Annotated in this window: 22 protein-coding genes; 9 read left to right on the top strand and 13 right to left on the bottom strand. The window is 37.5% G+C overall.

Annotated features, from left to right (window positions below; translation table 11 throughout):
- Positions 1-48 precede the first annotated feature (48 nt).
- From mutS to H0S70_RS09900, 3 genes are all read left to right on the top strand, one after another.
- Complete coding sequence (gene mutS / locus H0S70_RS09910) at positions 49-2,628, top strand: DNA mismatch repair protein MutS (protein WP_188320678.1); 2,580 nt, start codon at positions 49-51, stop codon at positions 2,626-2,628.
- A gap of 121 nt (positions 2,629-2,749) precedes the next feature.
- Positions 2,750-2,992 carry a hypothetical protein gene (locus H0S70_RS09905; protein WP_088263850.1) on the top strand — a complete coding sequence of 81 codons (243 nt, stop codon included), beginning with the start codon at positions 2,750-2,752 and terminating at the stop codon, positions 2,990-2,992.
- Positions 2,953-3,243, top strand: coding sequence for a type II toxin-antitoxin system RelE/ParE family toxin (locus H0S70_RS09900; protein WP_143755824.1), 291 nt, complete (start codon positions 2,953-2,955; stop codon positions 3,241-3,243). The genes H0S70_RS09905 and H0S70_RS09900 overlap by 40 nt, the downstream gene beginning before the upstream one ends.
- Before the next feature lie 52 nt (positions 3,244-3,295).
- Here H0S70_RS09900 and H0S70_RS09895 read toward each other — a convergent pair whose 3' ends face one another.
- Together H0S70_RS09895 and H0S70_RS09890 are read right to left on the bottom strand one after the other, a co-directional pair.
- Positions 3,296-5,134, bottom strand: coding sequence for an ABC transporter ATP-binding protein (locus H0S70_RS09895; RefSeq protein ID WP_188320677.1), 1,839 nt, complete (start codon positions 5,132-5,134; stop codon positions 3,296-3,298).
- 217 nt (positions 5,135-5,351) lie between these two features.
- Positions 5,352-5,741 (bottom strand): DUF4293 family protein, encoded by a 390-nt coding sequence (locus H0S70_RS09890; protein WP_123249211.1) that lies wholly within the window; start codon positions 5,739-5,741, stop codon positions 5,352-5,354.
- Positions 5,742-5,895: 154 nt separating this feature from the next.
- Here H0S70_RS09890 and rho point away from each other — a divergent pair, with 154 nt between their 5' ends.
- Both rho and H0S70_RS09880 read left to right on the top strand, forming a co-directional pair.
- Entirely contained in the window at positions 5,896-7,680 is a 1,785-nt protein-coding gene (gene rho / locus H0S70_RS09885; RefSeq protein ID WP_188320676.1) for a transcription termination factor Rho, read from the top strand.
- A gap of 145 nt (positions 7,681-7,825) precedes the next feature.
- Positions 7,826-8,422 (top strand): superoxide dismutase, encoded by a 597-nt coding sequence (locus tag H0S70_RS09880; RefSeq protein ID WP_123249213.1) that lies wholly within the window; start codon positions 7,826-7,828, stop codon positions 8,420-8,422.
- Positions 8,423-8,482: 60 nt separating this feature from the next.
- Here the strand turns inward: H0S70_RS09880 and H0S70_RS09875 are convergent, their stop codons facing one another.
- The gene (locus tag H0S70_RS09875; protein ID WP_031501950.1) at positions 8,483-8,899 is read right to left on the bottom strand and encodes a DUF6146 family protein; all 417 of its coding nucleotides are present in this window, start codon (positions 8,897-8,899) and stop codon (positions 8,483-8,485) included.
- Positions 8,900-8,978: 79 nt separating this feature from the next.
- Positions 8,979-10,181: an endonuclease/exonuclease/phosphatase family protein gene (locus H0S70_RS09870; RefSeq protein WP_123249214.1), complete on the bottom strand. Its 1,203-nt coding sequence runs from the start codon at positions 10,179-10,181 to the stop codon at positions 8,979-8,981.
- Between the two features lie 239 nt (positions 10,182-10,420).
- Here H0S70_RS09870 and H0S70_RS09865 point away from each other — a divergent pair, with 239 nt between their 5' ends.
- Both H0S70_RS09865 and H0S70_RS09860 read left to right on the top strand, forming a co-directional pair.
- Positions 10,421-13,294: a carboxypeptidase-like regulatory domain-containing protein gene (locus H0S70_RS09865; protein WP_188320675.1), complete on the top strand. Its 2,874-nt coding sequence runs from the start codon at positions 10,421-10,423 to the stop codon at positions 13,292-13,294.
- 17 nt (positions 13,295-13,311) lie between these two features.
- A complete protein-coding gene (locus H0S70_RS09860) occupies positions 13,312-15,381 on the top strand; it encodes a DUF5689 domain-containing protein (RefSeq protein ID WP_188320674.1) in 2,070 nt (689 codons plus the stop codon).
- Between the two features lie 190 nt (positions 15,382-15,571).
- On the opposite strand, the gene H0S70_RS09855 is transcribed toward H0S70_RS09860, so the two are convergent.
- From H0S70_RS09855 to H0S70_RS09835, 5 genes are read right to left on the bottom strand one after another with little or no spacing between them, the layout of a single operon-like run.
- On the bottom strand, positions 15,572-16,042 hold the full coding sequence (locus H0S70_RS09855; RefSeq protein ID WP_188320673.1) for a DUF6702 family protein: 471 nt from the start codon (positions 16,040-16,042) through the stop codon (positions 15,572-15,574).
- Positions 16,043-16,084: 42 nt separating this feature from the next.
- Positions 16,085-16,843 carry an LOG family protein gene (locus tag H0S70_RS09850; RefSeq protein ID WP_188320672.1) on the bottom strand — a complete coding sequence of 253 codons (759 nt, stop codon included), beginning with the start codon at positions 16,841-16,843 and terminating at the stop codon, positions 16,085-16,087.
- A 6-nt stretch (positions 16,844-16,849) separates the two neighbouring features.
- Positions 16,850-17,563 carry a nucleotidyltransferase family protein gene (locus H0S70_RS09845; RefSeq protein ID WP_188320671.1) on the bottom strand — a complete coding sequence of 238 codons (714 nt, stop codon included), beginning with the start codon at positions 17,561-17,563 and terminating at the stop codon, positions 16,850-16,852.
- The gene (locus tag H0S70_RS09840; RefSeq protein WP_188320670.1) at positions 17,563-17,976 is read right to left on the bottom strand and encodes a RapZ C-terminal domain-containing protein; all 414 of its coding nucleotides are present in this window, start codon (positions 17,974-17,976) and stop codon (positions 17,563-17,565) included. The genes H0S70_RS09845 and H0S70_RS09840 overlap by 1 nt, the downstream gene beginning before the upstream one ends.
- Before the next feature lie 29 nt (positions 17,977-18,005).
- Complete coding sequence (locus H0S70_RS09835; RefSeq protein WP_188320669.1) at positions 18,006-19,028, bottom strand: aminoglycoside phosphotransferase family protein; 1,023 nt, start codon at positions 19,026-19,028, stop codon at positions 18,006-18,008.
- A 51-nt stretch (positions 19,029-19,079) separates the two neighbouring features.
- Between H0S70_RS09835 and xrtF the strand changes: the two genes are divergently transcribed.
- Together xrtF and H0S70_RS09825 are read left to right on the top strand one after the other, a co-directional pair.
- Complete coding sequence (xrtF, locus tag H0S70_RS09830) at positions 19,080-19,622, top strand: exosortase family protein XrtF (RefSeq protein ID WP_188320668.1); 543 nt, start codon at positions 19,080-19,082, stop codon at positions 19,620-19,622.
- The gene (locus H0S70_RS09825; RefSeq protein WP_188320667.1) at positions 19,609-20,043 is read left to right on the top strand and encodes an exosortase F system-associated membrane protein; all 435 of its coding nucleotides are present in this window, start codon (positions 19,609-19,611) and stop codon (positions 20,041-20,043) included. The genes xrtF and H0S70_RS09825 overlap by 14 nt, the downstream gene beginning before the upstream one ends.
- Here H0S70_RS09825 and H0S70_RS09820 read toward each other — a convergent pair.
- From H0S70_RS09820 to H0S70_RS09805, 4 genes are all read right to left on the bottom strand, one after another.
- Complete coding sequence (locus H0S70_RS09820) at positions 20,040-21,047, bottom strand: cation diffusion facilitator family transporter (protein WP_188320666.1); 1,008 nt, start codon at positions 21,045-21,047, stop codon at positions 20,040-20,042. The genes H0S70_RS09825 and H0S70_RS09820 overlap by 4 nt on opposite strands.
- A 77-nt stretch (positions 21,048-21,124) precedes the next feature.
- Positions 21,125-22,117, bottom strand: a complete 993-nt coding sequence (locus tag H0S70_RS09815) for an aspartate-semialdehyde dehydrogenase (RefSeq protein WP_188320665.1) — start codon at positions 22,115-22,117, stop codon at positions 21,125-21,127.
- 28 nt (positions 22,118-22,145) lie between these two features.
- The gene (locus H0S70_RS09810) at positions 22,146-22,583 is read right to left on the bottom strand and encodes a hypothetical protein (RefSeq protein ID WP_188320664.1); all 438 of its coding nucleotides are present in this window, start codon (positions 22,581-22,583) and stop codon (positions 22,146-22,148) included.
- 94 nt (positions 22,584-22,677) lie between these two features.
- Positions 22,678-26,010 carry a TonB-dependent receptor gene (locus tag H0S70_RS09805; protein ID WP_188320663.1) on the bottom strand — a complete coding sequence of 1,111 codons (3,333 nt, stop codon included), beginning with the start codon at positions 26,008-26,010 and terminating at the stop codon, positions 22,678-22,680.
- Positions 26,011-26,173 lie beyond the last annotated feature (163 nt).

Here is a 26,173-nt window from a genome sequence, read left to right as displayed (position 1 = left end):
AACTAAAAATATGGCTAAAAGCACGTTGCTTGCTGCCTAAAGCAACTTATGGCAAAGAAAGAAACTCCTTTAATGACGCAGTACAACACCATCAAGGCGAAATATCCCGATGCTCTTTTGTTGTTTCGTGTTGGGGATTTCTACGAAACTTTTGGTACCGATGCCATCAAAACTTCTCAAATTTTAGGAATTGTTCTTACCAAAAGAGCCAACGGGGAAGGTCATATCGAACTTGCCGGTTTTCCGCATCATTCCGTGGATTCCTATTTACCAAAACTCGTGAGAGCCGGACTTCGCGTTGCAATTTGCGACCAACTGGAAGATCCAAAATCCGTGAAAGGTATTGTAAAACGCGGCGTTACTGAACTCGTTACTCCCGGCGTTACTTTCAATGAGCAGGTTTTAACCTCGAAAAAGAACAATTTCCTGCTTTCCGTTCATAAAGAAAAAGAAAAATACGGAGTTGCTTTGGTCGATATTTCCACGGGAGAATTTCTGGTTTCTGAAGGGAATTTGGAGAAACTTTTGCACATAGTTCATACTTTCGATCCCAGCGAAATCATTTACCAAAGATCTGCGGTGCTCCCTTCGCAACTTAAAAACAAAAACTCATTTAAGTTGGAGGATTGGGCTTTTCAGTACAATTATGCGTACGAAAAATTGACCAATCATTTCAAAACCAATTCATTGAAAGGTTTTGGGATTGAGGGTTTGAAACTCGGAATTATCGCTGCGGGATCTATTTTTGCGTATTTGGTTGAAGACACGCATCATGCTCTCTTACAGCATATTACAAAAATCCAGTTAATTCCTCAGGATGATTACCTGATGATGGATCATTTTACATTAAGAAATCTAGAAATTGTTTATCCAAGCCATCCGCAAGGTAAATCTTTACTCGACATTATCGATAAAACCGCAACGCCGATGGGCGGAAGATTGCTCAGAAGAAGACTTATTTTGCCATTAAAATCAGTTGATGAAATCAATAGAAGACTGAATTTAATTGAGTTTTTCAATAAAGAAGATCATTTAAAATATGAAATTCAGCAGTTGCTGAAATCCATTTCAGATTTGGATCGTTTGATAGGGAAACTGGCTTCGGAAAAAATTTCACCTAAAGAAGTAGGTTACCTCCGCCAAAGTTTAATCAATATTCATCAGATTAAAAATTTGCTGCATCCTTTTGCGGAAGTTTTGGCCTGGATAGAACCGTTGAATAATCTTGAAGAACTTATTCACTATTTACAAAATTACCTGAACGAGGAACTTCCGGTGAATATTGCAAAAGGAAATGTGATAAAAACCGGAATTTCTGAAGAACTCGATCAATTGCGAGGTTTGCAAAACAAAGGAAAAAATTTCCTCGACGAAATGTGCGAACGAGAAATCGAACGAACGGGAATTTCAAGTTTAAAAATAAGTTTCAATGGTGTTTTCGGATATTTTATTGAAGTTAGAAATACACATAAAGACAAAGTTCCTGCAGACTGGATTCGGAAGCAAACCTTGGTAAATGCTGAAAGATATATCACCGAAGAACTGAAAGAATACGAAGAACAAATCCTCGGTGCTGAAGAAAAAATCTCGAAAATTGAGCATGAACTTTACCGAAAAGTCTGCGAAAATGTGATGATTTATATCGATGCGATTCAGGAAAATTCAAAAATTATTGCGGAGCTCGACTGCGGAGTTGGTTTTTCGGAACTGGCCGTTTCCGAAAGTTATACCAGACCGATTTTGAACGATTCTTTTGCGATTGAGTTGAAAGAAGCGCGTCATCCAATCATTGAAAACGCTCTTCCATTGGGCGAAAAATATATTCCAAACGATTTATTTTTAGATAAAGATTCTCAGCAAATCATGATGGTGACCGGACCCAATATGGCGGGTAAATCGGCGATTTTAAGACAAACGGCTATTATTTGTTTAATGGCTCAGATTGGCAGTTTTGTTCCTGCAAAATATGCGGAAATAGGTGTTTTGGATAAGATTTTCACGCGTGTTGGTGCAACGGATAATATTTCGGCCGGCGAATCTACTTTCATGGTTGAGATGAATGAAGCCGCGAATATTTTGAATAATATTTCGGATAGAAGTTTGATTTTGTTGGATGAAATTGGCCGCGGAACGTCAACGTACGACGGAGTTTCGATTGCGTGGGCGATTGCGGAATATCTTCATCAACATCCGACTCAGGCGAAAACGTTGTTTGCAACACATTACCATGAACTTAACGAAATGACCGTGAATTTTGAAAGAATTAAGAATTTTCACGTATCGATTCAGGAGAACAAAGGCAATATTATTTTCATGCGGAAACTGCTTCCGGGCGGAAGTGAACACAGTTTCGGGATTCATGTTGCGAAACTCGCCGGAATGCCTTCGAAAGTCGTAAACCGAGCGAATGAAGTGTTGAAAACTTTAGAAAAAAGCCGTTCACAAAGCGGCTCTAAAGATTCTGCAAAAGCGATTACCGAAGAAAACTTGCAACTTTCATTTTTTCAACTAGATGATCCGGTTCTGGAAAATATCCGTGAAGAACTCACAAAAATCGACATCAATACTTTGACGCCGATAGAAGCTTTAATGAAGCTGAATTCGATTAAGAAAATGATTGGGAAGTAATGAAATTTGAAAATTTTTCAATGAGGTAATTTAAAAATTTAACCAAGTTTAAATTATTGATTTTATTTTGATTAAATATAGGATTTAAAATAATTGCTAACTTTGTTTAAAATTAAAGGTTATGGATACGATTCGTTTAAATATCCAAATGGAAAAAGCTGATGTTTCTTTGTTGAAAAAAATTCTTCAAAACATAAAAGGCGTTATAAAAGTTGAAGAAGAAAAAGATCAAATCTTAGAACATTTAATGCATTTGAAAAACACTGCAGATTCTACCAATACCGTTTCTTTAGAGCAATTTAACCAAGATTTTGATCAACATCTATGCGAATTGTATTCCGAGAACAAGCCTTATTCTCGCTAAAAGAAATCCGTACTTACCTCGCACTTCGTTGGACGAGAAAGGAATTGGAAACGCTTAAAAGAGAAATCAACCAAGAATTGGGAAATATTTCGAGTGGTTTGGTAAAACATCAAAAATATTCGGATGAGATATATTTTGCGCTGGTCGGAAAAAACAATGTGAAAATGTTTTACACAATCTCGGAAGATGAAATTCTGGTTTTAGATTTTTTTAGCGTAAGAAAAGATCCTGAAAGTTTGAAACTTAAATAAAAGAAAATTGGAAAGTAAACAGACTATTGTTTATGGTTCCGCTATTTTCATTTTACCCAAAATTCTGCAATTCCACTAACTTTCTATAGACGTTATTATTGTTCATCAGTTCCTCGTGGGTTCCTTGTTCTACGATATTTCCGCGTTCCATCACAACAATCCAATCCGCTTTCTGAATGGTTGAAAGTCGGTGAGCGATGACCAAAGAAGTTCGGTTTTCCATCATTTTTTCTAAAGCGTCCTGTACAAATCTTTCACTTTCAGTATCAAGTGCGGAAGTTGCTTCATCCAAAATCATAATTGGTGGATTTTTCAGGACAGCTCTTGCGATAGAAACCCTTTGTTTTTGTCCGCCAGAAAGTTTATTTCCATCGTCGCCGATGTTGGTATAATATTTTTCCGGAAGATTCTGGATAAACTCATGGGCATTTGCAATTTTCGCCGCTGCCATTACTTCTTCTTCGGTTGCATCGGGTTTTCCCATCAGGATATTGTTGAATACAGAATCATTAAATAACACGGATTCCTGGGTAACCATTCCCAAAAGATGTCGGTAATCTTTAAGTTTTAAATTTTTGATATTCTCTCCATCGACCAGAATTTCCCCTTCCGGAACATCGTAAAATCTCGCCAAAAGATTCGCAATTGTGGTTTTTCCTGAGCCGGATTGTCCCACCAAAGCAACTGTTTTCCCTTTCGGAATAACGAGATTGAAATTCTTTAGGATGACATTGTCTTTATCATAATAAAATCCAATGTTTTTGAATTCTATTTTATCTTTTAAGGTTGAAATAGAGACAGGATTTGCAATTTCTTCTACTTTTAAATCATAATCTAAAACTTCGGCAACCCTTTCTAAACTTGCCATTCCGCCTTGAATTGCAGAGATTGCATTGGATAATTTTTTGGCAGGATCCAGAATTTGAAAGAAAACTCCGATAAATGCTAGAAAGGTAACCGGATCTTTATTGGTTCCGTTGATGATTTCTGTTCCGGCAAACCATGTGATAATTAAAATCGTTACTGAACCTAGAAATTCGCTCATCGGAGAGGCCAATTCTCGTCTGCGGCTCATGCCAATCGCATATTTTTGCCAATTATCGGTCGTGGTATTGAAGCGGTTTTTTAGGATTTTATCTGCATTAAAAATCTTAATTACTTTTGATGATTTTAAAGTTTCATCAACCAACGAAAACAGATTTCCAAGTTCCGCCTGAGCGGAATGTGATTGTCTTTTCAGGCTTTTTCCGACCCATGAGATTAATCCGCCCATAATCGGGAACACCAGCAATGAAAATAAAGTAAGTTGTGGAGAAAGAATAAATAGCGTGATTAATGATGAAATAATCATAAAAGGAGCATTGAGCAAATCGACCAAACTCCCCATGATTCCACTTTCAACGGAACCGATATCATTGGAAATTCTCGACATCATATCGCCTTTTCTTTGTTCTGTAAAAAATGAAACCGGAAGTTTCAGGAATTTATTATACATCGAAGCACGAAGATCCTTGGTGATTCCAACTCTGTAATTCACCAATAAAAAAGATCCTAAATATCTGAACAAATTTCTGAGCAAAAACGCTACCGCAGTGATGCAACAAAGAACAGCCAGAACCTGAATCGCTCCATATTCATTCACATTCATCTGGATTTTATAATAAGCCAAATCTTTCAAATAACCGAAATAATCTGCAAATCTGCCACTGTAAATCGGTGGCGAAGATGTGTCGACTTCTTTGTCGAGTTTGAAAAGAATTCTGAGGATCGGAAGCATAGTCACGATGGAAAAAATCTGCAAAAGTGAATACAGTAAATTAAAAAAGATACTTCCGAAAAGATATTTTTGATGAGGTTTTGCGAAAGAAAGAATGCGTTGTAATGGTTTCATTCAATGAAATTAAGGAGCGAAATTACGGAATTTTCAATTAGTTCAGATTTACTTCTTAGATTAACTTTGGATCGATTTCTATTAAAATTCAAAAATTAGCTATAAAAAAAGAGATTTTTCCCGAATCGTTTTAAATAAAGATAAATATTTTCATCCATTGGAATAAAAAAAACAGCTCCCGAAGGAACTGTTTTACTCAAAAAAAATCGTTGTGAGTTTAGCGGAGTCTGTCTACTGATTTTACGAGCCTATCGTCTTTTCGGATAAAAATATTTGCGATAAACAAACAAATCACCGATAAAAACGGGAAAAACGGCTCAATACCTTTCTCAGGAAAATTAATTCCTCCAGATAAATTGAGTAGCCAATACGCCAATAAACCGAGCAACAAAGCGTTTATAATAATGCTGATGAGGTTCAGCAGAATTTGTCTTTTGCGGTTTTTGTAGCTGAAAATGCTTAATAATCCTAATAAAACCAACGCTACACATGCAATAGTTACGAATGGAATGGCTCCGAAAAGTGAAAAATCTTGTCCGGTAAAGAACAAAAAAATTGCGCCTAAAATCGCCAAAAATATCCAAACCGTTTGTATTCTTTGCAGCATATCGTTGAGAATGAGGTGCAAAAATAATAATAATTTTTTGCATAAATAAAAAATTAATGTAGATTTGCAGTACAAATGCTTCAATAAGAAAAGCCGTCCGGCTTAACTTTCTTACTTACACCTACTTATAAAAATACTTTTTACATAACAATTTATGTTTAACATTGAAACGTTACGGTCGAAATCCGAATCGGAATTGACCAAAATCACGAAAGATTTAGGCGTTAAACTTGCTAGAAATAGCTCCGATAATGATAAAATCTTTGCTATCCTGGATTTTCAGGCTTCCAATACGAAAGTTGCAAAAGATTATTTCAACGCCACAGAACTCCCTATGACTACAGAAGAAAATGCAGCTCCAGCACCCAAAAAAGCGACCAGAAAACCTGCCGCGAAAAAGAAAACAGAAAAACCTGTAGAAGTTTCCGCAGAAATTCAATTGGAAAACACAGAAGCACCTGTTGCAGAAATTGTAGCTGAAAAACCTGCAGAAATTCCGTCAGCGGATAAAGTTGAAGACCAGGAAGCTGAACTTCAAAAGCCTCAGCAAAGGAAGAAAAGACAGCGTATAAATACCCCGAAAGAAGCAGCTCCTGCTGAAAGTGTTGCAGTAGAAGTGGCTCCCGAGGTGGAAGTGAAACAGGAACCGCAGAAAAATCAAAATTCTAATCATAATCCCAATCAAAACGGGAATGGGAACAAAAATCCCAATCAAAACAAACCTCAGCATCCTAACCAAAAGAACCAGAACAAAAATCCTAACCAAAATCGGAATCAGCATATCGCTGATCAGCAGGAGGAACAACCTAAAAAAGAATTCAATTTCGATGGCTTGGTGACCATTGAAGGTGTTTTGGAGATTCTTCCGGATAATTACGGTTTCCTTAGGTCCTCAGATTTTTCTTATATTTCCTCTCCTGATGACGTGTATGTTTCGACCAATCAAATCAGAAATTATGGTTTGAAAACCGGAGATACCGTTCGTGGAATTGTTCGTTTGCCGAAAGAAGGTGAAAAATATTTTTCTCTTTTAAAGCCAACGGAAGTGAATGGTCGTGATCTAGAATTCATCAAAGATCGTGTGGCTTTTGAGTTTCTTACTCCACTTTTCCCTGAGGAAAAATTTAATTTAACAGGACAAAATTCTACCCTTTCCACCCGAATTGTCGATTTATTTACCCCGATTGGTAAAGGTCAGCGAGCAATGATTGTGGCGCAACCAAAGACCGGTAAAACCATGTTGTTGAAAGATATTGCCAATTCAATTTCCGCCAACCATCCGGAAGCTTATATGATGATTTTGCTCATCGATGAAAGACCGGAAGAGGTAACCGATATGGAAAGAAGTGTAAATGCAGAAGTAATTGCTTCTACCTTTGATGAACCAGCCGACAAACATGTGAAGGTTGCAAATTTGGTTCTTTCGAAAGCGCAAAGAATGGTAGAATGTGGCCATGATGTGGTGATTCTGTTGGATTCGATTACGCGTTTGGCGAGAGCTTATAACACCGTGACGCCTGCTTCAGGGAAAATTCTTTCCGGTGGAGTTGATGCAAATGCGCTTCATAAACCCAAAAGATTCTTCGGAGCAGCTAGAAACATCGAAGGTGGTGGATCTTTAACCATAATTGCCACTGCTTTGATTGATACGGGTTCTAAAATGGATGAAGTGATTTTTGAAGAATTCAAAGGAACCGGTAATATGGAACTTCAACTTGATAGAAAAATTGCCAATAAAAGAATTTATCCGGCGATCGATTTGGTTTCCTCCAGTACAAGACGAGATGATTTGCTTTTGGATGATACCACGCAGCAACGCATGTGGATCCTCAGAAAATATCTTGCTGATATGAATCCAGTGGAAGCAATGGAATTTGTAAATAAAAACATCAAAGGAACTTTGAACAACGAAGAATTTTTGATGAGCATGAATAGATAATCTTTATTTTTTTAGATATAAAACCGTTCTATTGAGCGGTTTTTTGTTTTATCAATGTTAAAGATTTATTAAAGTAGTTGCTCAATTTTGCTTGTCGGTCAGAATATCATTAAATTTGGGTATTAACATTTAAATATAAAAAATTATGGCATTCGAATTACCGAAATTAGGTTATGCTTACGATGCATTAGAACCTACTATAGATGCAAAAACAATGGAAATTCACCATACAAAGCATCATCAAGCTTATATTGACAACTTGAACAAAGCGATTGAGGGAACTGATTTGGAAGGGAAATCTATTGAAGAAATCTGCAAAACAGGATCTGATAAAGCGGCTGTAAGAAACAACGGAGGTGGTCACTATAACCACTCGCTTTTCTGGGAAATTTTAACTCCGGGAGGAAGCAAAGAGCCGGTAGGAAACGTGAAAGCTGCAATTGAAGCGTACGGAGGTTTCGAAAAATTCAAAACAGATTTTTCTGAAGCAGCGAAAACAAGATTCGGTTCCGGTTGGGCTTGGTTGTGCAAAAAAGAAGATGGTTCAGTAGCGGTTTGTTCTACTCCAAATCAGGACAATCCACTGATGCCGGTTGCTGATTGTCAAGGAACTCCGCTTTTAGGTTTGGACGTTTGGGAACATGCTTATTATTTAAAGTACCAAAACAGAAGACCAGATTACGTTTCAGCGTTTTTTGATGTGGTAAATTGGGATAAAGTGGAGGAGAAATTCAATAAATAATTTCACTTAAACTACCATAGAAAAGGTTCAGGAATTATCTGAACCTTTTTTTTATTGAGTTTATCGAACGTCGGCTTGGCTTAAGCCATTCATTTTCAAACCGTATTTCCACTGAACAAACGCGAAAACCTGATAGAGTTTATACTCGAATTTCAATCCGTAATTTTCCTGAGGATCATAATCGATCGAAGATTGAATCACATTTCGGTACCTTCCGGAAAAGTAATAGGAATTCCATTCGGAGACCAAAAAAGTGTTTTTATTTTTCAAATAACTTTCAGAATACATGTTCATTGGTTTAGCAATCGCATTCAGGAAGTAATCGTATTGGGAATCCAAAACTTCGATGTCCCATTCGCCATCTGCATTTTTTTCAGGTTTAATGGCTGTGTTTTCTTTATTGTTGGCCGTTTTGTTCTGCGGGGAACAACTGAAAGCCAAGAATAGGATCATTAATAAAGAAACAAAATTTTTCATGGTATTATTTTTAGATAAAGTTATGAAAAAAAAGCCGGAGCTTATAAAAGTCCGGTTTTTATATTGATTTTAAGAAAACTTATTTAGCAGTTTTGTATTCTCTTTGGATTACAACAACGGCAGGGAAGTGGTCGCTATATCCACCTGTGAAACGGTCGCCATCCCAAGATCTTAAAGGATAGCCTTTCCATTGTCCTTCAGTATTTACGAGGTATGAAGGCGCGAAAATTTCTGCTTTGTAAACACTGTAAGTTGGGGTAAGTTTTTCGGTTGAATAAAGGTTTTTAGAAACAATAATCTGGTCGAAAAGATTTGGAGCATCGCGATATGCTAAAGATGCAACTCCCGCTTTGTAGTGTTTGTACATCAAATTATAGTAAGGCGTTTTTTCGGAAAGCTGAGAAGGATCTCCTACAGCTCCCAGAAGTTTTTTTAAACTAGGGCTTACCGGATCATCATTGAAATCTCCCATTGCGAATAATTTTCTATCCGGATCTTCAGCGAGGGTTTTGTCCATTTCATCTTTTAAAACTTTGGCAGCAGCAGCACGTCTTGGCATCGAAGCCGCTTCGCCACCACTTCTTGATGGCCAGTGATTCATAAAGAAAGCAACTTTCTCACCATCCAAAAGGCCTTTCACAACCAAAATTCCTCTGGTGTAAGATCTTTTTCCTTCTTCATTGAAAATTTTAATGTCTTTTACATAATGATCGGTTACTTGAAGTCTGTTTTTTTGGTAAATGATGGCCACATCAATCCCTCTTGCATCGTAAGAATTGTAATGCACAATTCCGTAATTACTTTTTGCCAATAGAGGATGCTCGATGAGATCCTGCACGACCTGCCTGTTTTCCACCTCGATTAATCCTACTACAACAGGGTTGTCGTTCGTATATTGGCGACCAAGTTCGGAAATAACTTTAGCTTCGTTGGAGATTTTTTGGTTGTATTTTGCGGTATTCCAGTTTTTAGGACTGTTTGCGGTAAAATCAGTTGCTAATATTTGGTGGCGGATTACCTTTTTTCCTACCAGCAAATCATCGCTCCATTCTCCTTTGTATTCTTCGGTAGTTTCAAGGTATTTTAAGGAATCAATAGGAACACTTCTGTGAAAAGCAGGATTTTTGAAATCTTTGGTCCCATCGATGTAATCAGCGGAAGGAATCGTATCCCAAAGGTTTTCAACATTTAGGAACGCTACAGTAGCTCTTTGCACCTGTTTTTGTTGGGAAAAAAATAGCCCAAAACTCAAAACAGCGAATAAGATAAAATGTTTTTTCATTTGAAAATTTTAAGAGCGTAAAAATACTAATAATTTCTTATGTAAAAGCTTAAAAATAAATTGAATGAACATGTTGGTTAGAAAACAGCAGTCCACCTTCGATATATAAACATATTAAGAATAATTAACTGAAATTATTGCGAATAAAGTGTTAAAAATGTTTAACTTAACAAAAATTAAGTTTAAATTTGTTGCCCCCTTAAAAACTGTTATCAATAGGGAAAAATAAATAATTTGTTATGATAAAAAAATTATCCTTAATCTCATTGTTTACTTTGTTGCCTGCATCGTTTTACTTCGCACAAACCACGGTGTATGCGTATGTTAAAGATCAACAAGGAAAACCAGTAGAGAGTGCAGAGATCGAGCTTGGAGCGTCTACTGAAAACGTGAAAGCCGACAAAATTGGTTATTTTCAGTTTGTCGATTTGCAACCGGGTCATTATTTAATTACCGTTTCAAAACAAAGTTTTGACCAGAAAATTATTGAATTTGATGTAACTTCTGATGAAAAAAGAAAAGATTTAGGAGTGATCATTTTGGCTCCTGCGAATAATAATCTTGGTGTAGTAGTAATAGATGATGCAGCGAGCGATTCTGATGAAGACGGGTCTTCTATGCAACCAACCATCGGTTTGCTGAACTCGGGAAGAGACATTTTCCAAAGTGTGACGGCATTCGAGTTGGGTGCTTATTGGTTTAGACCAAGAGGTGTGGATAATCGTTACGAAGATGTATTATTCAACGGTGTTTCTATGTCGAAAAATGATGATGGAAGAGTAGATTTCAGTAACTGGGGAGGATTGAACGACGTAACCCGTTATCCATACGAATCTGTCGATAATATTACTCCATCTGCTTACACTTTCGGTAATTTAGGAGGCGTTGTTTATTATAACACAAGAGCATCTTCATACAGAAAGCAAACATCTTTAGCATATTCATTCACCAACAGAAGTTATCGTCACAGAGCCATGGCTACTTATTCTTCAGGATTAAGCAAAAACGGTTGGGCGTTCACATTCTCCGCAAGTAGAAGATGGGCTGAAGAAGGAGTTATTGATGGAACGCAACAAAACAGCTACGCATATTTTGGGGCAATTGAAAAACAATTTTCAAGCAGACACGCCATTAACATTACTGCTTTCGGAGCGCCAACTTACCGAGCGAGCAATGCACCAAATACGCAAGAAGTTTATGACTTAATGGGCAAGAATTACAACTCGTATTGGGGATGGCAAGATGGTGAAAAAAGAAATTCTAGAATTAGAAAAACTTTCGAGCCAATATTTATGTTGACCGATTATTTGAAATTAGGTAAAACATCCAACTGGACCAACACTTTTTCTTATCAATTCGGAAGCGACGCGAGAAGCAGATTGGATTGGTTCCACGGAACAGATCCTAACCCTACTTACTACAGAAAATTACCAAGCTATTTCTTCTCTAAAGCTTTAGAATTAGAAAGCGATGGAGGAAACGATATCACCGCAGACGAATTGGCTGAGATTGAAGCAGTAAGAAATAGCTGGAAAAATGACAGCAACGTTAGTCAAATTAATTGGGATGCTTTATACAGAGCCAACTATTTGAATAAAACCGGAATGAACGGTGAAAATAGAGGCGCAATCTATACAATGGTAGAAGATGTAAATGAAGATAAAACTTTCAATTATGCTTCACATTTTGATACTATGTTGCAACCTAACTGGAAATTGAACCTTAATTTCAATTATCAAAATTTAAAATCAGACAATTTCCGAAGAGTAAGCGATTTATTAGGCGCTGATTTCGCTTATAACCTGAATGCCTTCGGAGGCGATAATCCATATAACGTAGATGATCCAAATGTAGAAGTAAGAGAAGGAGACCGTACCCAATACAACTATCTTTTATATCGTTCCTCGTACGCATTCAATGCCTCTACAGAACTCGATTTACCGAAATGGAACGTTATGGGTTCTATTTTCTCCTCTTATTCGGAATCTCAAAGAGACGGAAAATACAGACACCATTACTACCTCAATACTTCCAAAGGAAAAAGCGGTATTTATGATGCTTTAGACGGCGGGGTGAAAGGTAGAGTAACCTACAAAATCGATGGTAAAAACTTCATCGTTTATAACGGAGCATTTTTCAGTGTAGCTCCTACGCTCAACGAAATTTTTGTAAATCCTAGGGTAAATGAAAGAATGACGCCGGGTGTTTCGAATCAAATAATTAATTCAAACGATTTGGGCTATATCCACAGAGGTCAGGTTTTGAAAATTAGACTTTCAGGATATTATACAACCATCAACAATAGTACCGATATTTCCAGATATTACTTAGAAGGTGGAGGTGATGATAACTCTGCAATTGGAGCTCCAAATGCATTCATCGCTGAAGTGCTAAGTGGTGCTGATAAGAGATATATGGGAGCTGAACTAGGTCTTGACGTAAAAGTAACCCCAACATTGAACGCGAATTTTGTAGCAAGTGTTGGAGATTATGAATACACCAATAACCCAAAAGCTTATTCATATAGTGATGTGGACAGAACCTATTTCGCTGCAGACCAAGAATTTGGTGAAGCCAACATCAAAGGTTTAAAAGTAGCTGGAACTCCACAAAAAGCTTTCTCATTAGGATTGAAATATAACTCTACGAAATTCTGGTGGTTAGGTGTTTCTGCCAACTATTTGATGGATCAGTATTTGGATTTTTCAATTATCAACAGAACTGCAAACTTCTATACCAATCCTAGAACCGGAGATATCTATACCGCTACAACCGGTGAATACACAGGATTTGATATCCCTGAAGCGAATGCAGAAAATGTAGCTGCTCTCCTTAAACAACAAAAATTTGATGACCAATTTATGTTGAACGCCAATGCAGGAAAATCTTTCCTTATCGGTAAATACAGAATGGGAGTAAGTGTAAGTGTAAATAATATCTTAAACAACAGAGATTACGTAACAGGCGGATTTGAACAAGGTAGAAAATCCAACTTCGCAGCATCTTATGAAGACAATTTGAATGCGGAAAAAGGTGGTTATGCTCTTTTCGGACCAAAACTTTGGTATGACAGAGGGACTACTTTCTTCGCTAATGTTTATTTAAGATTCTAATATTTAAATTAAAAAAAATGAAAAAATACTTTTCTTTAATAAAATTATTCACCCTTGTCTTCAGTGCGTTCCTTTTCAATAGTTGCGTACACGATGATGAGTATGATGCGCCAAATGCCGACAATTTATTGGTTTGTACGGAGGCTTCCTATTACGAAAATCCGGCAAATGGTTTCACGAAATGGACTTTGCAAGAAGTTAAAGCAAAACCTCAAAACCAAACCATCACCGATAAAGCTTATATCGAAGGTTATGTTTCTTCTTCTGATGAAACAGGGAATATCTATAAGTATATCTACATTCAAGATGCACCGGAGAATCCAACCCAAGGTTTCACCATTAGTGTAAACTCTTTGAGCAATTATGCCAATTATCCTCAAGGTTCAAAAATCTACATCGAGGTGAAAGATTTGGCAGTAGGAGCCTACGGAGGAGTAACTCAGTTGGGAGCGATGGTGAACGGAGCTTTCGACAGGATTCCTGAGAAAATGGTTACCGAGCATATCAAAAGATCATGTGATCCATTACAGCAAATTGTACCAAAAGTGATGACATTAGCACAAATGGTTTCTGCGAATGACCAATATTTAGGATGTTTAATTCAAGTAAATGATGCCGAATTCGACAGCAAAGTGCTTTGTTCAACATTTGCACCTCCTTCTACAACTGTTGATCGTGCAATTAATGATCCAAGTACTTCAACTTCACGAGTGGTAAGAAATAGTGGTTACGCATCTTTTGCAACCAAAACATTACCGTCTGGAAAAGGAAAATTTGTTGGAATCTATAGTAAGTACAACACTACTTACCAAATGTATATCGTAAGAGATACCGATTTGGAAATGAATACATTCCCTAGAAAAGATGGAATTACCGCGGATCCTTGTGCATTCAACCCTGCGAGTTCAACTCAGAAAACTGTTGCAGAAGTGAAGCAAATGTACACCAGTGGGAATTATACTCAAATTACTCAAGATGCTTATCTTAAAGCTAAAGTAATTGCAAACGACGAAACTGGCAACCTTTACAAGTATGTTTATATTGAAGATGCTACCGGAGGAATCCGCGTGAATATCAATAAACTTAATCTTTATCAGGATGGAAGATTCCGTGTAGGTAAAAATTTGATTATTAAATTAAAAGATCTTTATATCGGTAAATCCGGTGGAGAATTCCAACTGGGAGTACCATTCAACGGAAATATCGGTCAGGTTGAAGAAAAGGATGTTTTTAAATATTTCTTTGATTCTAAAGAAAACATTACCAAAGTTGAAGCAACTGAAAGAACTATTCCTCAACTTTCTTTCGCTGACGTAGGTCGATGGATCAAAATCAAAAATGTTCAATATGTAGAAAGTGATCTTGGCGAGCCATACGCAGCCGGAACTACTACCAACAGAACTTTGAAAGACTGCGCAGGTAATCAAGTAATCCTTAGAACGAGCAATTTTGCAACGTTCGCAAATAATACTATTGATGCAGGACAAGGAGACGTGTATGCTGTTTTAAGTTATTTTAACGGAACTTACCAACTTTGGATTCCTTATCAGGTAAATGCCGATTTCGATAATGAAAGATGCGATGGTGCTGTTGCTCCAAAGATTTTGTTTTCAGATGAATTCGGTACTGCTTTAAATGCTACTAACTGGACCGCTGTAAGTGTTACCGGGGCACAAGTTTGGGCTACCTCTAATCAAGGAACAGGAACCAACTATTATGCGGTGATGAATGGTTTTGTGAATAATATCAACAATGCTAATGAAGATTGGTTGGTGTCCAAAGAAATCGATTTAAATGGTTATTCTCAAATCAACCTTTCTTTCGATAGTGACGTACGATACAACGGAACACCTTTGAAAGCATTCGTAACCGATAACTATAGCGGAAATCCAACCACTACAACTTGGACTGAGCTTTCTGCGACTTTTGATACCAATTCCGGAGCATTTGGTTTTGTTAGTTCAGGAAATGTAAGTCTTAATAACTTCAGTGGTAAAAAAGTGAGAATCGCTTTCAAATATGTTTCTACTACATCAGCAGCAAACACATGGGAAATCGATAATGTTAAAATTAAAGCTAAGCCTTAAGTTTAATTAGCTCATGTAAACATAAAGCAGTCTCAGTTGAGGCTGCTTTTTTCATGTTTACCTGCTTAATATTGCGTAAGCGGAAATAGAACATCGAAACATAAAGATTTAAACAAATTTCCCTCATTAAAACGAAAAAAGACCGCAATTTCTTGCAGTCTTCCTATTTTTTAGTTGGTTCCAATACTTCTTAAAAACTTACTTCGTTTACCTCTTTTCCTCGCTGGAAATTCATTGTTTTTTGGTTTCCTTTGTATGCGATGTTTACGATATTAAATTGCTTTGGAAAAGTACTTAGCAAAATGGTGTTTTTAATTTTAATTGAACCAATTTCCGTTACTCCGCCGGTTTCGAAATAAACCCAAACGGATTCTCCGTTAACCTGGCTTCCTGTGAAGGTGAGCGTCTTTGGACTGCCGTTGATATACAAATCGAAATTATTATTCACATATTTCTTTACTTCGGCCTCAAATCCTGCGGTATTCGGATTGATTTTGATGGCATCAGAAATATGTTGCGTGTTCATTTTTGTTTTAAACTTTAGAGTCTTGCTTCCTTCAACATAATCTACTTTTGTCATTGATGAATAAAAATCTGCGAACGAAAAGCTCATCAGAATCATCAATACAAAAATCCCTGTAATTTGTAAAAACTTTTTCATTCTATATTGTGTACAAAGTTAAGTTTCAAATATGATGCCAATTTAGAAGTTTACATTTACGGTATATTTGTCGTAAAATGCTTTAATGTGTGCTACAGCATCTTCCGCAGTATCTACAACCCGGTAAAGATTCAAATCATTTTCAGAAATTAAACCGTTTTCCAAAAGTGTATTTTGGAACCATTCCAATAAGCCGCCCCAAAACTTAGAACCTACCAATACGATAGGGAATTTGCCAATTTTATTGGTTTGGATTAAAGTAATCGCCTCTGTTAATTCATCCAAAGTTCCAAATCCGCCCGGCATTACAATGAATCCTTGAGAATACTTCACGAACATAACTTTTCGGACAAAAAAATAATCAAAATTCATATTATAACCTTTATCAATAAATGGATTGAAATGTTGCTCAAAAGGGAGCTCAATATTCAAGCCAATTGATTTTCCACCGCCTTTTCTCGCTCCTTTGTTCCCTGCTTCCATAATTCCTGGTCCGCCGCCGGTAATCACGCCGAAACCGATTTCAGTTATCTTCTCGGCAATATCAACCGCCATTTGATAGTATTCGTTTTCCGGAGCAAGTCGCGCAGAACCGAAAATGGACACACATGGTCCTATTTTAGCAAGTTTTTCGTAACCATCTACAAATTCTGCCATGATTTTGAAAACCATCCAGCTGTCTTTGGTAATTGTTTCGTCCCAAGTTTTTTCTTTGAAGGAACGCTGAACTTTCTGGTCAATTTCCAGTTCGTTTCCGGCGGCAGCTTTGGTAGTTCCTTTGCCTCTTTCTATTTTGCTCATGCGATTTTATTTAAAAATTTTTTCGGCTTCAAAAACCGATTCCGGTCTTCCGACATCAATTAAAATTCCTTGATGCTCATATCCATGGATTTGTTCAGAATGCATTAAATCCAAATATTCTTCCATAATCGAAAACTTTCCGGTTCTTTTTATTTTATTAAATATTTCGGGGTTAATGCAATGGATTCCGCTAAAAGCTAATGCTTTAAAGCCTTTGTTGAATTCCGCCAACCGTTGTTCACCGGTTTGTACATTCAGCCAACCACGAAGAATCATTTCCGGATTAAACAACAGTTTTCTGGAACTGTTTCGGTCTGAAACCGCTAATGTAGCAAAATCTTTCTTTTCCTGATGATATTTCACGAACTTGGCAACATTCATGTCGGTTAAGATATCCGCATTCATGATTAAAAAATCTTCCTGAAAATCAAAAAATTTTCTTGCAAATACCAATCCTCCACCAGTTTCTAGCAATTCTTTTCGCTCATCAGAAATTTCGACCTTCGCTCCGAAATTGTCTCTTTTTTTTAGAAAATTAACGATTTGATCCCCAAAATGATGAATGTTGATCACAAAATCATTGATTCCAAAACTTTGTAAAAATCGGATGTTTCTTTCGAGCAACGGAACCTCGTTGACCATCGCCAAAGCCTTCGGATGATGATCTGTAAATGGTTTCAATCTTGTACCTTTTCCGGCAGCGAAAATCAGAGCCTTCATTATTTTTGGTGATTAAGTTGAGGTTGTTCGTCATGGTTGATCGTTACCGTTGTTTGAGGATATTTTTCACGGATAAACTCCGCAATTTTCTCGGCCGAATATACCGATCGGTGCTGTCCGCCGGTGCAACCAAAATTGATTTGGAGATTCTCAAAACCTCGTGATAAATAATCATCAATATTGATGGAAACGAGACTTTTTACCAATTCCAAAAATTTTGGCATTTTGGTTTTTGTTTCGAGATATTCTTGTACACCAGTATCGCAACCGGTTTGTTGCTTGTATTCTTCAATTCTTCCGGGATTAAGAATTCCGCGGCAGTCGAAAGCGAATCCGCCGCCGTTTCCGGTTTCATCTTTTGGGATTCCGCCTTTTTTGTAGGAAAAACTGTGTATATCTATCGTAAGACTCATTTTTTTTTGATTTGAACCGTTAAAATTTCTTAATGGTTTTTAATTATTGATTCGATTTTATTTTTAACTGAATTTGATTTCAGCGCTGTAATTAATTTTTTGAGTTCCGGGTAGTGTTCCATCCCGTCCCAGCAATTTGCTAACTCTTCCAGATTTTCAATTCCCTTATCAATGCTTGAGATAAAATGCGGTTTTCTCTGGATAAGTCCGCGGAAGCCATAAGCACCCAAAACCTGCATTAAGCGGATTAGGAGAATTGGTTTTAACGATTGTTTTAGTTCAGATTTGGTTTCAGTATTTTCCCAAAGTGAAAAGTAAAACGCCAACATTTCTTCTTTGAATTCTTCCGGGAAATTGGCTTTAGCTTGATACAAAAACGAAATTACATCATACATCAAAGGTCCTTTCATTGACGATTGATAATCGATGAAAAACACTTTGTCATCGTTGTTTACCATGATGTTTCTGGCTTGAAAATCACGAATCATCAATCCTTTCGGAGCTGTATTTTCAAGAATTTCTGTTATTTTTTTGAATTCTTTCAACAAAGACGCTTTGTGATAAGGAATTTCCAAAACATCAGCGATAAAGCTTTTGAAATAAAATAAATCGTTGGTAATTGGCAGCTCATCGTAATTTTCATATTCGAAAGTTTTCGAATAATCAATTTGGTTTTCGGTTTTGGTTTGCAGCTCGAAAAGTTTCGTCAAAGTTTGCTTTACCAAATTTTTCACGCGTTCGGAAAGGCCTTCTTTTTCGATGATTTCAGAAAATGTAAGTTCTCCCAGAAATTCCTGAATGTATAATTTCCGATCTTCAGAAATTTTTAAAATTTGAGGTGAATTGAGTTTTAAAACAGAAAAAACCTTGGAAAAGTAGTAGAAACTTTCATTTTCAGCCAGATTTTCGTTGTAGGTAATGATGAATTTTTGGTTGGAATTTTCGCCTACAAAGTTTTGTCTTGCCGAACCGCTTTGCGCTAAAGAAAAAAAATCTGTTGATTTCCCGCCAATATACTCTTCGAAAAAAAGTTTTACGTTTTCGTTGTTCATACTTTTACAAATATAAAGAAAATTGATTTTTTAAAATTATATATTTGCAATATGTTCAATGATTTCAAACCCGTTCTGAAAATCCTATTGCGCTTCATTATCATTTATGTGGTAATGGTTTTTGGGTATCAATATTACCTTAATCATTTCCATCACTTAGGGTTGGATCCAGTCTCTGTTTGGGTTGCTGAACAGACGGTTTTTGTGCAAAATATTTTAGGATATCCTTCGCAAATTGTTCACGGAACGCCAGAACAGGAAACCGCATGGTTCTATGTAGCCGGAAAATATGTTTCGAGGATGGTCGAAGGTTGCAATGCTGTTTCGGTGATGATTCTTTTTCTGGCGTTTATTTTTGCCTTTTATAAAGGTGTGAAAACCTTTGTTTTCGCAGGTTTAGGATTGGTTTTTCTTCATTTGATGAATGTTCTGAGAATCGCCGGACTCAATATTCTTTTGAGAGAAATGCCTCAATACTCAAAAATTGGTCACGATTATTTTTTTCCGGCCATCATTTACGGCAGCGTGGTTTTGCTTTGGTTGGTTTGGATTAAGTTTTTTGCTTTAAAAGATCCTCACCATGAAAATGCTTAACTGGTTCGTGATCATCTTAGGAATCTTTGGATTGATCGGGGTTCGAGTGATGGAAGAGCATCTGTTTTATGATCCTTTTTTGGATTATTTTCATCTTGCCAACAAAGATGCACCCTTCCCGGATTTCGTTTGGTTTCCGTTGATTTTAAATTATTTATTTCGGTTTTTACTTAATTTGATTCTGTCAGCAGTTGTTGTTCATTTTATTTTTAAAAATAAACAATGGACGATACAGGCGATGATTTTAATGCTGATTGTTTTTGCCATTACTTTTCCACTTTACTTATATTCCATCAGCACAAAATTTGAAATTGGGTATCTTTTCTCGTTTTATATGAGAAGATTCGTTATTCAACCACTGATTTTATTGCTGATTATTCCATTGTTTTATTATCGCAAACATACATTAAGTCAATCCTAGGACAAAAGACTTTCATCGTGCTTTTGCTCTTGCGAAATGTTTTCGGCATTCCAATTTACTTTTCCCAGGAAATCATGTTGTCTTACCGGACAATCGGATAATTCACAAATCTTGCATGAGAAAGGTTTGCAGTCATCTAAATGGAAATTAAATTCAATCGTTCGATCAGAATTTTTTGCAATAATTTTATACACTTCTTCCATTTCTTCGTGCGCTTTTCGAAGTTCGTAGTACCACGGCAAAGTAAGGTGAGCATCGAGGTGAAGCCCACTTCCGTGTTGCTGAATCCTGGTATTGTGAATATCTACCCATTCTGTTTTTCTGTTTTTTGTGAGAATTTCAGATAGTCGGGTAAGCATTCCGAGGTCGGCCTCATCCATAATTCCACTCAATGATTTTCTGATAATTTTGTACCCTATAAACATGATGTATCCACCGAAAATAAGCGCTACAACAGCATCAATCCAATAAATTTTAGTGAAATATACCAAAATCAAACTCAACACAACACCCAAAGTGGTAATGGTATCACTCTGTAAATGTTTCCCGGAACTTTGTAATACAAGAGAATTCTGCTGTATTCCTTTCTTTACGGAGATATACCCCATTAAATAATTAATTGCCGCGGTTAAAGCAACGATAAGCATTCCCCAATCCAATTTTTTGGGAATATTTCCATTTAAGATAGAATTGACGGCCTGAACAATGATGATGATGCCGGCAAAAATAATCAGCGCGCCTTCAACACCAGAAGTAACAAACTCTACCTTTCCGTGGCCGTATGGATGATCATTATCTTTAGGTTTTGCTGCAAGATAAAGTGAGTAAAGTCCCATAAACCCAGCAATAATATTCACAATGCTTTCCATAGCGTCGGAAAATACGGCGTCGGAATTGGTAAGATGCCAAGCAATTAATTTTCCGATGAAAAGCACGATGCCGATGATGGCTACGGTTTTTTGGAAATTGAAATTGTCTTTTAATGAGTTCGGGTTTTCCGACATGATGTTCGATTAAAATAATTAATAATGTTTGATGGGTCTAATAATAAAAAAATGCTCAGAAATCTGAGCATTTATCATTAAACAAGTTTGTTTTCTAAGAGATATTCTGCGATTTGCACGGCGTTGGTCGCGGCGCCTTTTCGAAGGTTATCTGCTACAATCCACAAGTTTAGAGTATTGGGTTGGGAAGAATCCCGGCGGATCCTTCCAACAAAAACCTCATCTTTTCCTTCGGAATAAAGTGGCATCGGATAGATTTTGTTTTTCACATCATCCATTACTACAACGCCCGGAGTTTCTGAAAGTATTTTGCGGATTTCATTCAAATCGAAATCATTCTCAAATTCGATGTTTACGCTTTCGGAATGTCCGCCCTGAACAGGAACACGAACTGCTGTTGCGGTAAGGTTGAAACTATCATCCCCCATGATTTTTTTAGGTTCAGTCATAAGTTTTAATTCTTCTTTGGTATAATCATCTTCCGCAAAAACATCGCAATGTGGCAATGCGTTTTTGAAGATTTCATAATGATAAGCCATTTCCGTACCTTGATTACCGTTGATTTCTGCATTCAGCTGATCTACGGCTTTTTTGCCGGTTCCTGTAACCGATTGGTAAGTGGAAACAACAACTCTTTTCAGGTTGTATTTTTTATTTAAAGGATGTAAAACCATCACCAATTGAATGGTTGAGCAGTTCGGGTTGGCAATAATTTTATCGTCTTTGGTAAGGATATCCGCATTGATTTCCGGAACTACCAATCTTTTATCAGCTATCATTCTCCATGCTGATGAATTATCGATTACCGTAGTTCCTGCTTCAGCAAATTGAGGTGCGAACTCCAAAGAAGTAGATCCACCAGCTGAGAAAAGCGCGATTTCCGGTTTCATGTCGATCGCAGTTTGCATAGAAACGATGGAATATTCTTTTCCTTTAAAACTGATTTTTTTACCAACAGATTTTTCAGATGCAACTGGAATTAGTTCTGTAACAGGGAAGTTTCTTTCTTCTAAAACTTTCAACATTACTTGGCCCACCATTCCTGTGGCGCCTACGACAGCTATTTTCATTATTTTGATAAAAAGTTAAGGGTAAAATTTATGCTCCAAAAAGACGGCTCCACTGAAAAGCCCAAAGCATTAGTGCGATGGCTACAAAGCCAAGAACTACCCAGCTCATTTTCAAGGTATCGTTGGTTTTGAATTTTTTATTAAGTATTGTCAACAATACTGCTGCAATAATCATGGCCGTTGGATGCTCAACGTAGGTGTTTCTGGAAACGGCATCTTTCATTAAAGTGCCTGCTTCTTTAGCCGCTTTAAAACCCGGAGAGAAGAAGAATAGCATTACCAAACCGATTAACGCTTGGGTATGAAAGAAAATCATGGTAAAAAGAGTAGATTTTCTAAGAAGCTTTGAGATTTTCCCAGAATATCCGAACATGGTTACGAGCAGTGCCACAACAAAAACAGCTGCCAAAAGCAGGATTAAATAAGCAAAACCACGGTGTGCCTGAAGCATGATGTTGAAATCCATAATATTTTTTTATAAGTTAACTGCAAATATAAAAAAAATCCCGACGATAAAGTCGGGATTAATATCAAATCTAAAGTTCAGAACTCTAGGTTTCTTAGAATGAATACTTCATACCGAACATTGCGGACCAAGTAGTAAATCTTGAACTTGCAGGTCTGGTAGGTGAAGTAACCAATTCATTACCGCTTCTTAACATCTGGAATGTTGGATTTGGAGATAATGCACCGGAACGGCCAAGGATTGCAGCACCGTAAGAGCTTACGTTCTGATCCTGGATTCCCCAATCAGAGTTCAGCATGTTGCCAAAGTTCAGGATATCCAGAGAAAGTTGAATTTTATCCCCTTTCTGAACCATATCAGTAAACAGATTCTGAGTCAAGCGGATGTCTACACGGTTTAACCAAGGCATAAGGAATGCGTTTCTTGGTAAGATTTGTCCTCTATAATCTTCAAGACCATTATCTCTAATGAACTGATCGAATGCCGCTCTCTGCTGATCTGCTGTAAACAGAACGGTAGTATTAGCACCACTTCCTGTTGTAATGTCTGCAAAGTTCATGTTAGCTGTAGAGGTTGGAATATACATTAAGTCATTTGCAATGCCGTCCCCGTTTACGTCATTCGAATAGTAATAGGAGTATCTTCCTTGGTGAGCTCCGGAGTAGTAAGCACCGATCGTTGTACCAGTTTTCTTGATCTCATAAGTCACGTTTGCAACAACTCTGTGAGGAACTGCATAATTAGAGATGCTTAAGAAATCCTGGTTCGGAGAATCTACTGTTGGAGAACCTAACCAAGATGATGAAGCATTAGATCCTGAGTTAGATGATACTTCTTCAGCTTTGGAATAAGTATAGAACGCAGATCCTGAAAGCCCTTTCCAAGGTCTCATCTGAGCTCCGAAAGTTGCAGAAAACGCATAACCTTTGGTGTCTGTATTCGTAAGAATTGTTGCACTGTTGGCTCCAATAGCTGGGTTATAAGTATATGATGCAGCGTTTGGATAATAAACCCGATCTGCATAAGTCATTTTTTCGGTGGATGCTTTTCTATTCGCTCCAAACTGGAATACCGCATTGATATCTTTTGTGTAAAGAATATCGGATGTAAGAGTAAATGGCGAGTTAGGAACTTTGTAGTCAATACCTAAACTTGATCTCCATACAGAAGGCATTTTGAAATCCTGATCAACCAATGCGAATGAGGAAGGTGCACCAGCTTTAGGACTTGTAATGAAAACATTCTCCGCTCCGGCAGGAACATTGTTCAGGTGATAGTAAATATCCTGTGGCTGGAATGTAACATTGTTGATCCACCCAGCAACCTGTGCATAAGATCCCGGTTCAATGGTATTCTGAAGTACACCTGCGTTGGTTGGCATGTTTGTTAACCATACGAAAGGTACACGTCCGGAAAATACACCACTTCCTCCACGTACTGTAAGTGAGCGGTCGCCCAGAACATCATAGTTAAATCCTAAACGAGGTGAAAGCATCACTCGTGATTTTGGCCATGATCCAGAAGAGTACTTTGTAGGATTACCGTTTTTATCCAATAATTCCAGGGCGTCGATTGACGGGTTTGCTGTAAGATCGTTAAGATAGAACGGAAGTTCTGCTCTTACACCAACAGTAAAGTTGAATTTATCATTAAGCGTAATTCTGTCCTGAACATATGCAGATCCCAGTCCGAAGTTAACTCTTGCGTAGGTATCCTGATTAGCATAAGGATAAGTAAGACCAAACATGATAGGCGCTACTTCGTTTGCAGTACCTGTTTTTAAGAAATCTGCTACTGAAGCATATCTGTAGTATCCTGTTCCCATACGGGTGTAGGAGTTACCGAATTTCTGAAGTTCATAAGCTACACCCCCGGTTACAGTATGTTTGCCTACGTTATAAGTCAGGTTGTTGATGATGGAGAAGTTGTCATTATATACATCATTCAGGTAAGAGAATAATTCTGTACCAAAGCTGATGTAGTTCCCCCCGGTAGCAGATCCGTCCCAGATGTCTACAAACGGGAACAGCGTGTCTGAAGGCGTAGTTCTGAGGTCCTGAATTTTGGAGTAGGTAAAGAGTAGTTTGTTGGAAAGGCTTGAATTAAAAGTAGAGTTTAATTCCGCAGTCAGTGACTGAACTTTATTCTGGAAGCCGTAGTTTCCGTTTTCGAAGGTCATGGCTCTGTCACTTACACGTCCCCAGGATGATCTGGGAGAAGGTCCTGAAGTGGCATTGGCCACCTGCATAGAAGTTCCGTCCAGAATGTTGTATCTGATGGCAAATTTATGCTGATCACTGATGTTCCAGTCCAGACGGGCCAGGAATTTATCACCTTGCTGCTCAGCTTCATTGGCATATCCCTGATATCTTCCCGGGTCATAACCCCAGCGGTTAATCAGGTGATTTCTTACGGCAATCAGATCAGACTCTTTTACTCGGGTGATATTGTTGGCCGGATCAGAAACTCCGTCCTGAGAGGCTTTCCAAAGGTTAGCTCCGGATGCATTGGCTCCGGTAGCAGTTTCTCTTTCTGCACTTACAAAGAAGAAGAGTTTATCTTTAATGAGCGGTCCGCCTACCGTGAAACCATTGGTTATTCTTCCGCCTGTTACTTTTTCTATTTCCTCTCCGTTTATTTTCCATCCGTTCAGTTCTTTACCGTTATAATAACCATAAAGTGATCCATGAAATTTATTGGTTCCGGATTTGGTAACAGCATTAATACCAGCCCCGGTAAAACCAGACTGGGTAACATCAAAAGGAGCAATGTTTACACTGATTTCCTGAATTGCATCTAAAGAAATTGGTTGCGAATTACCACCTGGTAGCGGATTTGAACTTAAACCAAAACCATTGTTAAAGTTCGCACCGTCGATTTGAAGGTTGTTATAACGAGCATCTCTACCTGCAAATGAATTTCCGTTAGCCTGCGGGGTAAGTCTCGTAAATTCCGTTATGCTTCTGTTAGCTTGAGGTAAATTCTGAATTTGCTTCTGGCCTACGTTTGTAGCAGCTCCTGTTTTATTTACATTTGATCTGCCAGCTCCTGTAATCAGTACTTCAGCAATATCTGTAGTCTTGGTTTCCCCTACTACAGAGTTCAATACAAAAGGTTGCCCTAGTTCCAAGTACACGTCTTCATATACTTGCGGTGCCTGTCCTGCATAAGTGATTTCAACTCTATACGGACCTCCAACACGCATGTTCGGAAGGTTAAAGTTGCCGGAAGCATTTGCCTTCGCCGTATAAGCTGTACCGGATGGTAAATGGGTTGCATTAATAGTTGCACCTGAGCTCGCCTTACCATCAGCGGTGGTTACAATACCGGTCATGTTACTTGTAGTAACCTGCGCGTGCACAGTTCCATAGCCGCAAAAAGCGATAGCAGCGATAAGCACGGTCTTCTTTAAAGTTTTACTTTTCATAATAAAATTTAACTAATTTTAAATATATATTTTCGGCAAAAATCGTTAAAAAAAACGGAACTATTATTAATGAATTGTTAAATTTTGAAATTGCGTTTTGTAATCACCTAAATTATTACTATACAATAGGTTGCTCTCGTTATCTTGCTTTAATCAAAAATTT

Origin of the sequence: Chryseobacterium manosquense (genome assembly GCF_014623485.1) — a bacterium.
GTDB classification, from domain to species: domain Bacteria; phylum Bacteroidota; class Bacteroidia; order Flavobacteriales; family Weeksellaceae; genus Kaistella; species Kaistella haifensis.
This window is presented reverse-complemented; position numbering and strand designations above follow the sequence as displayed.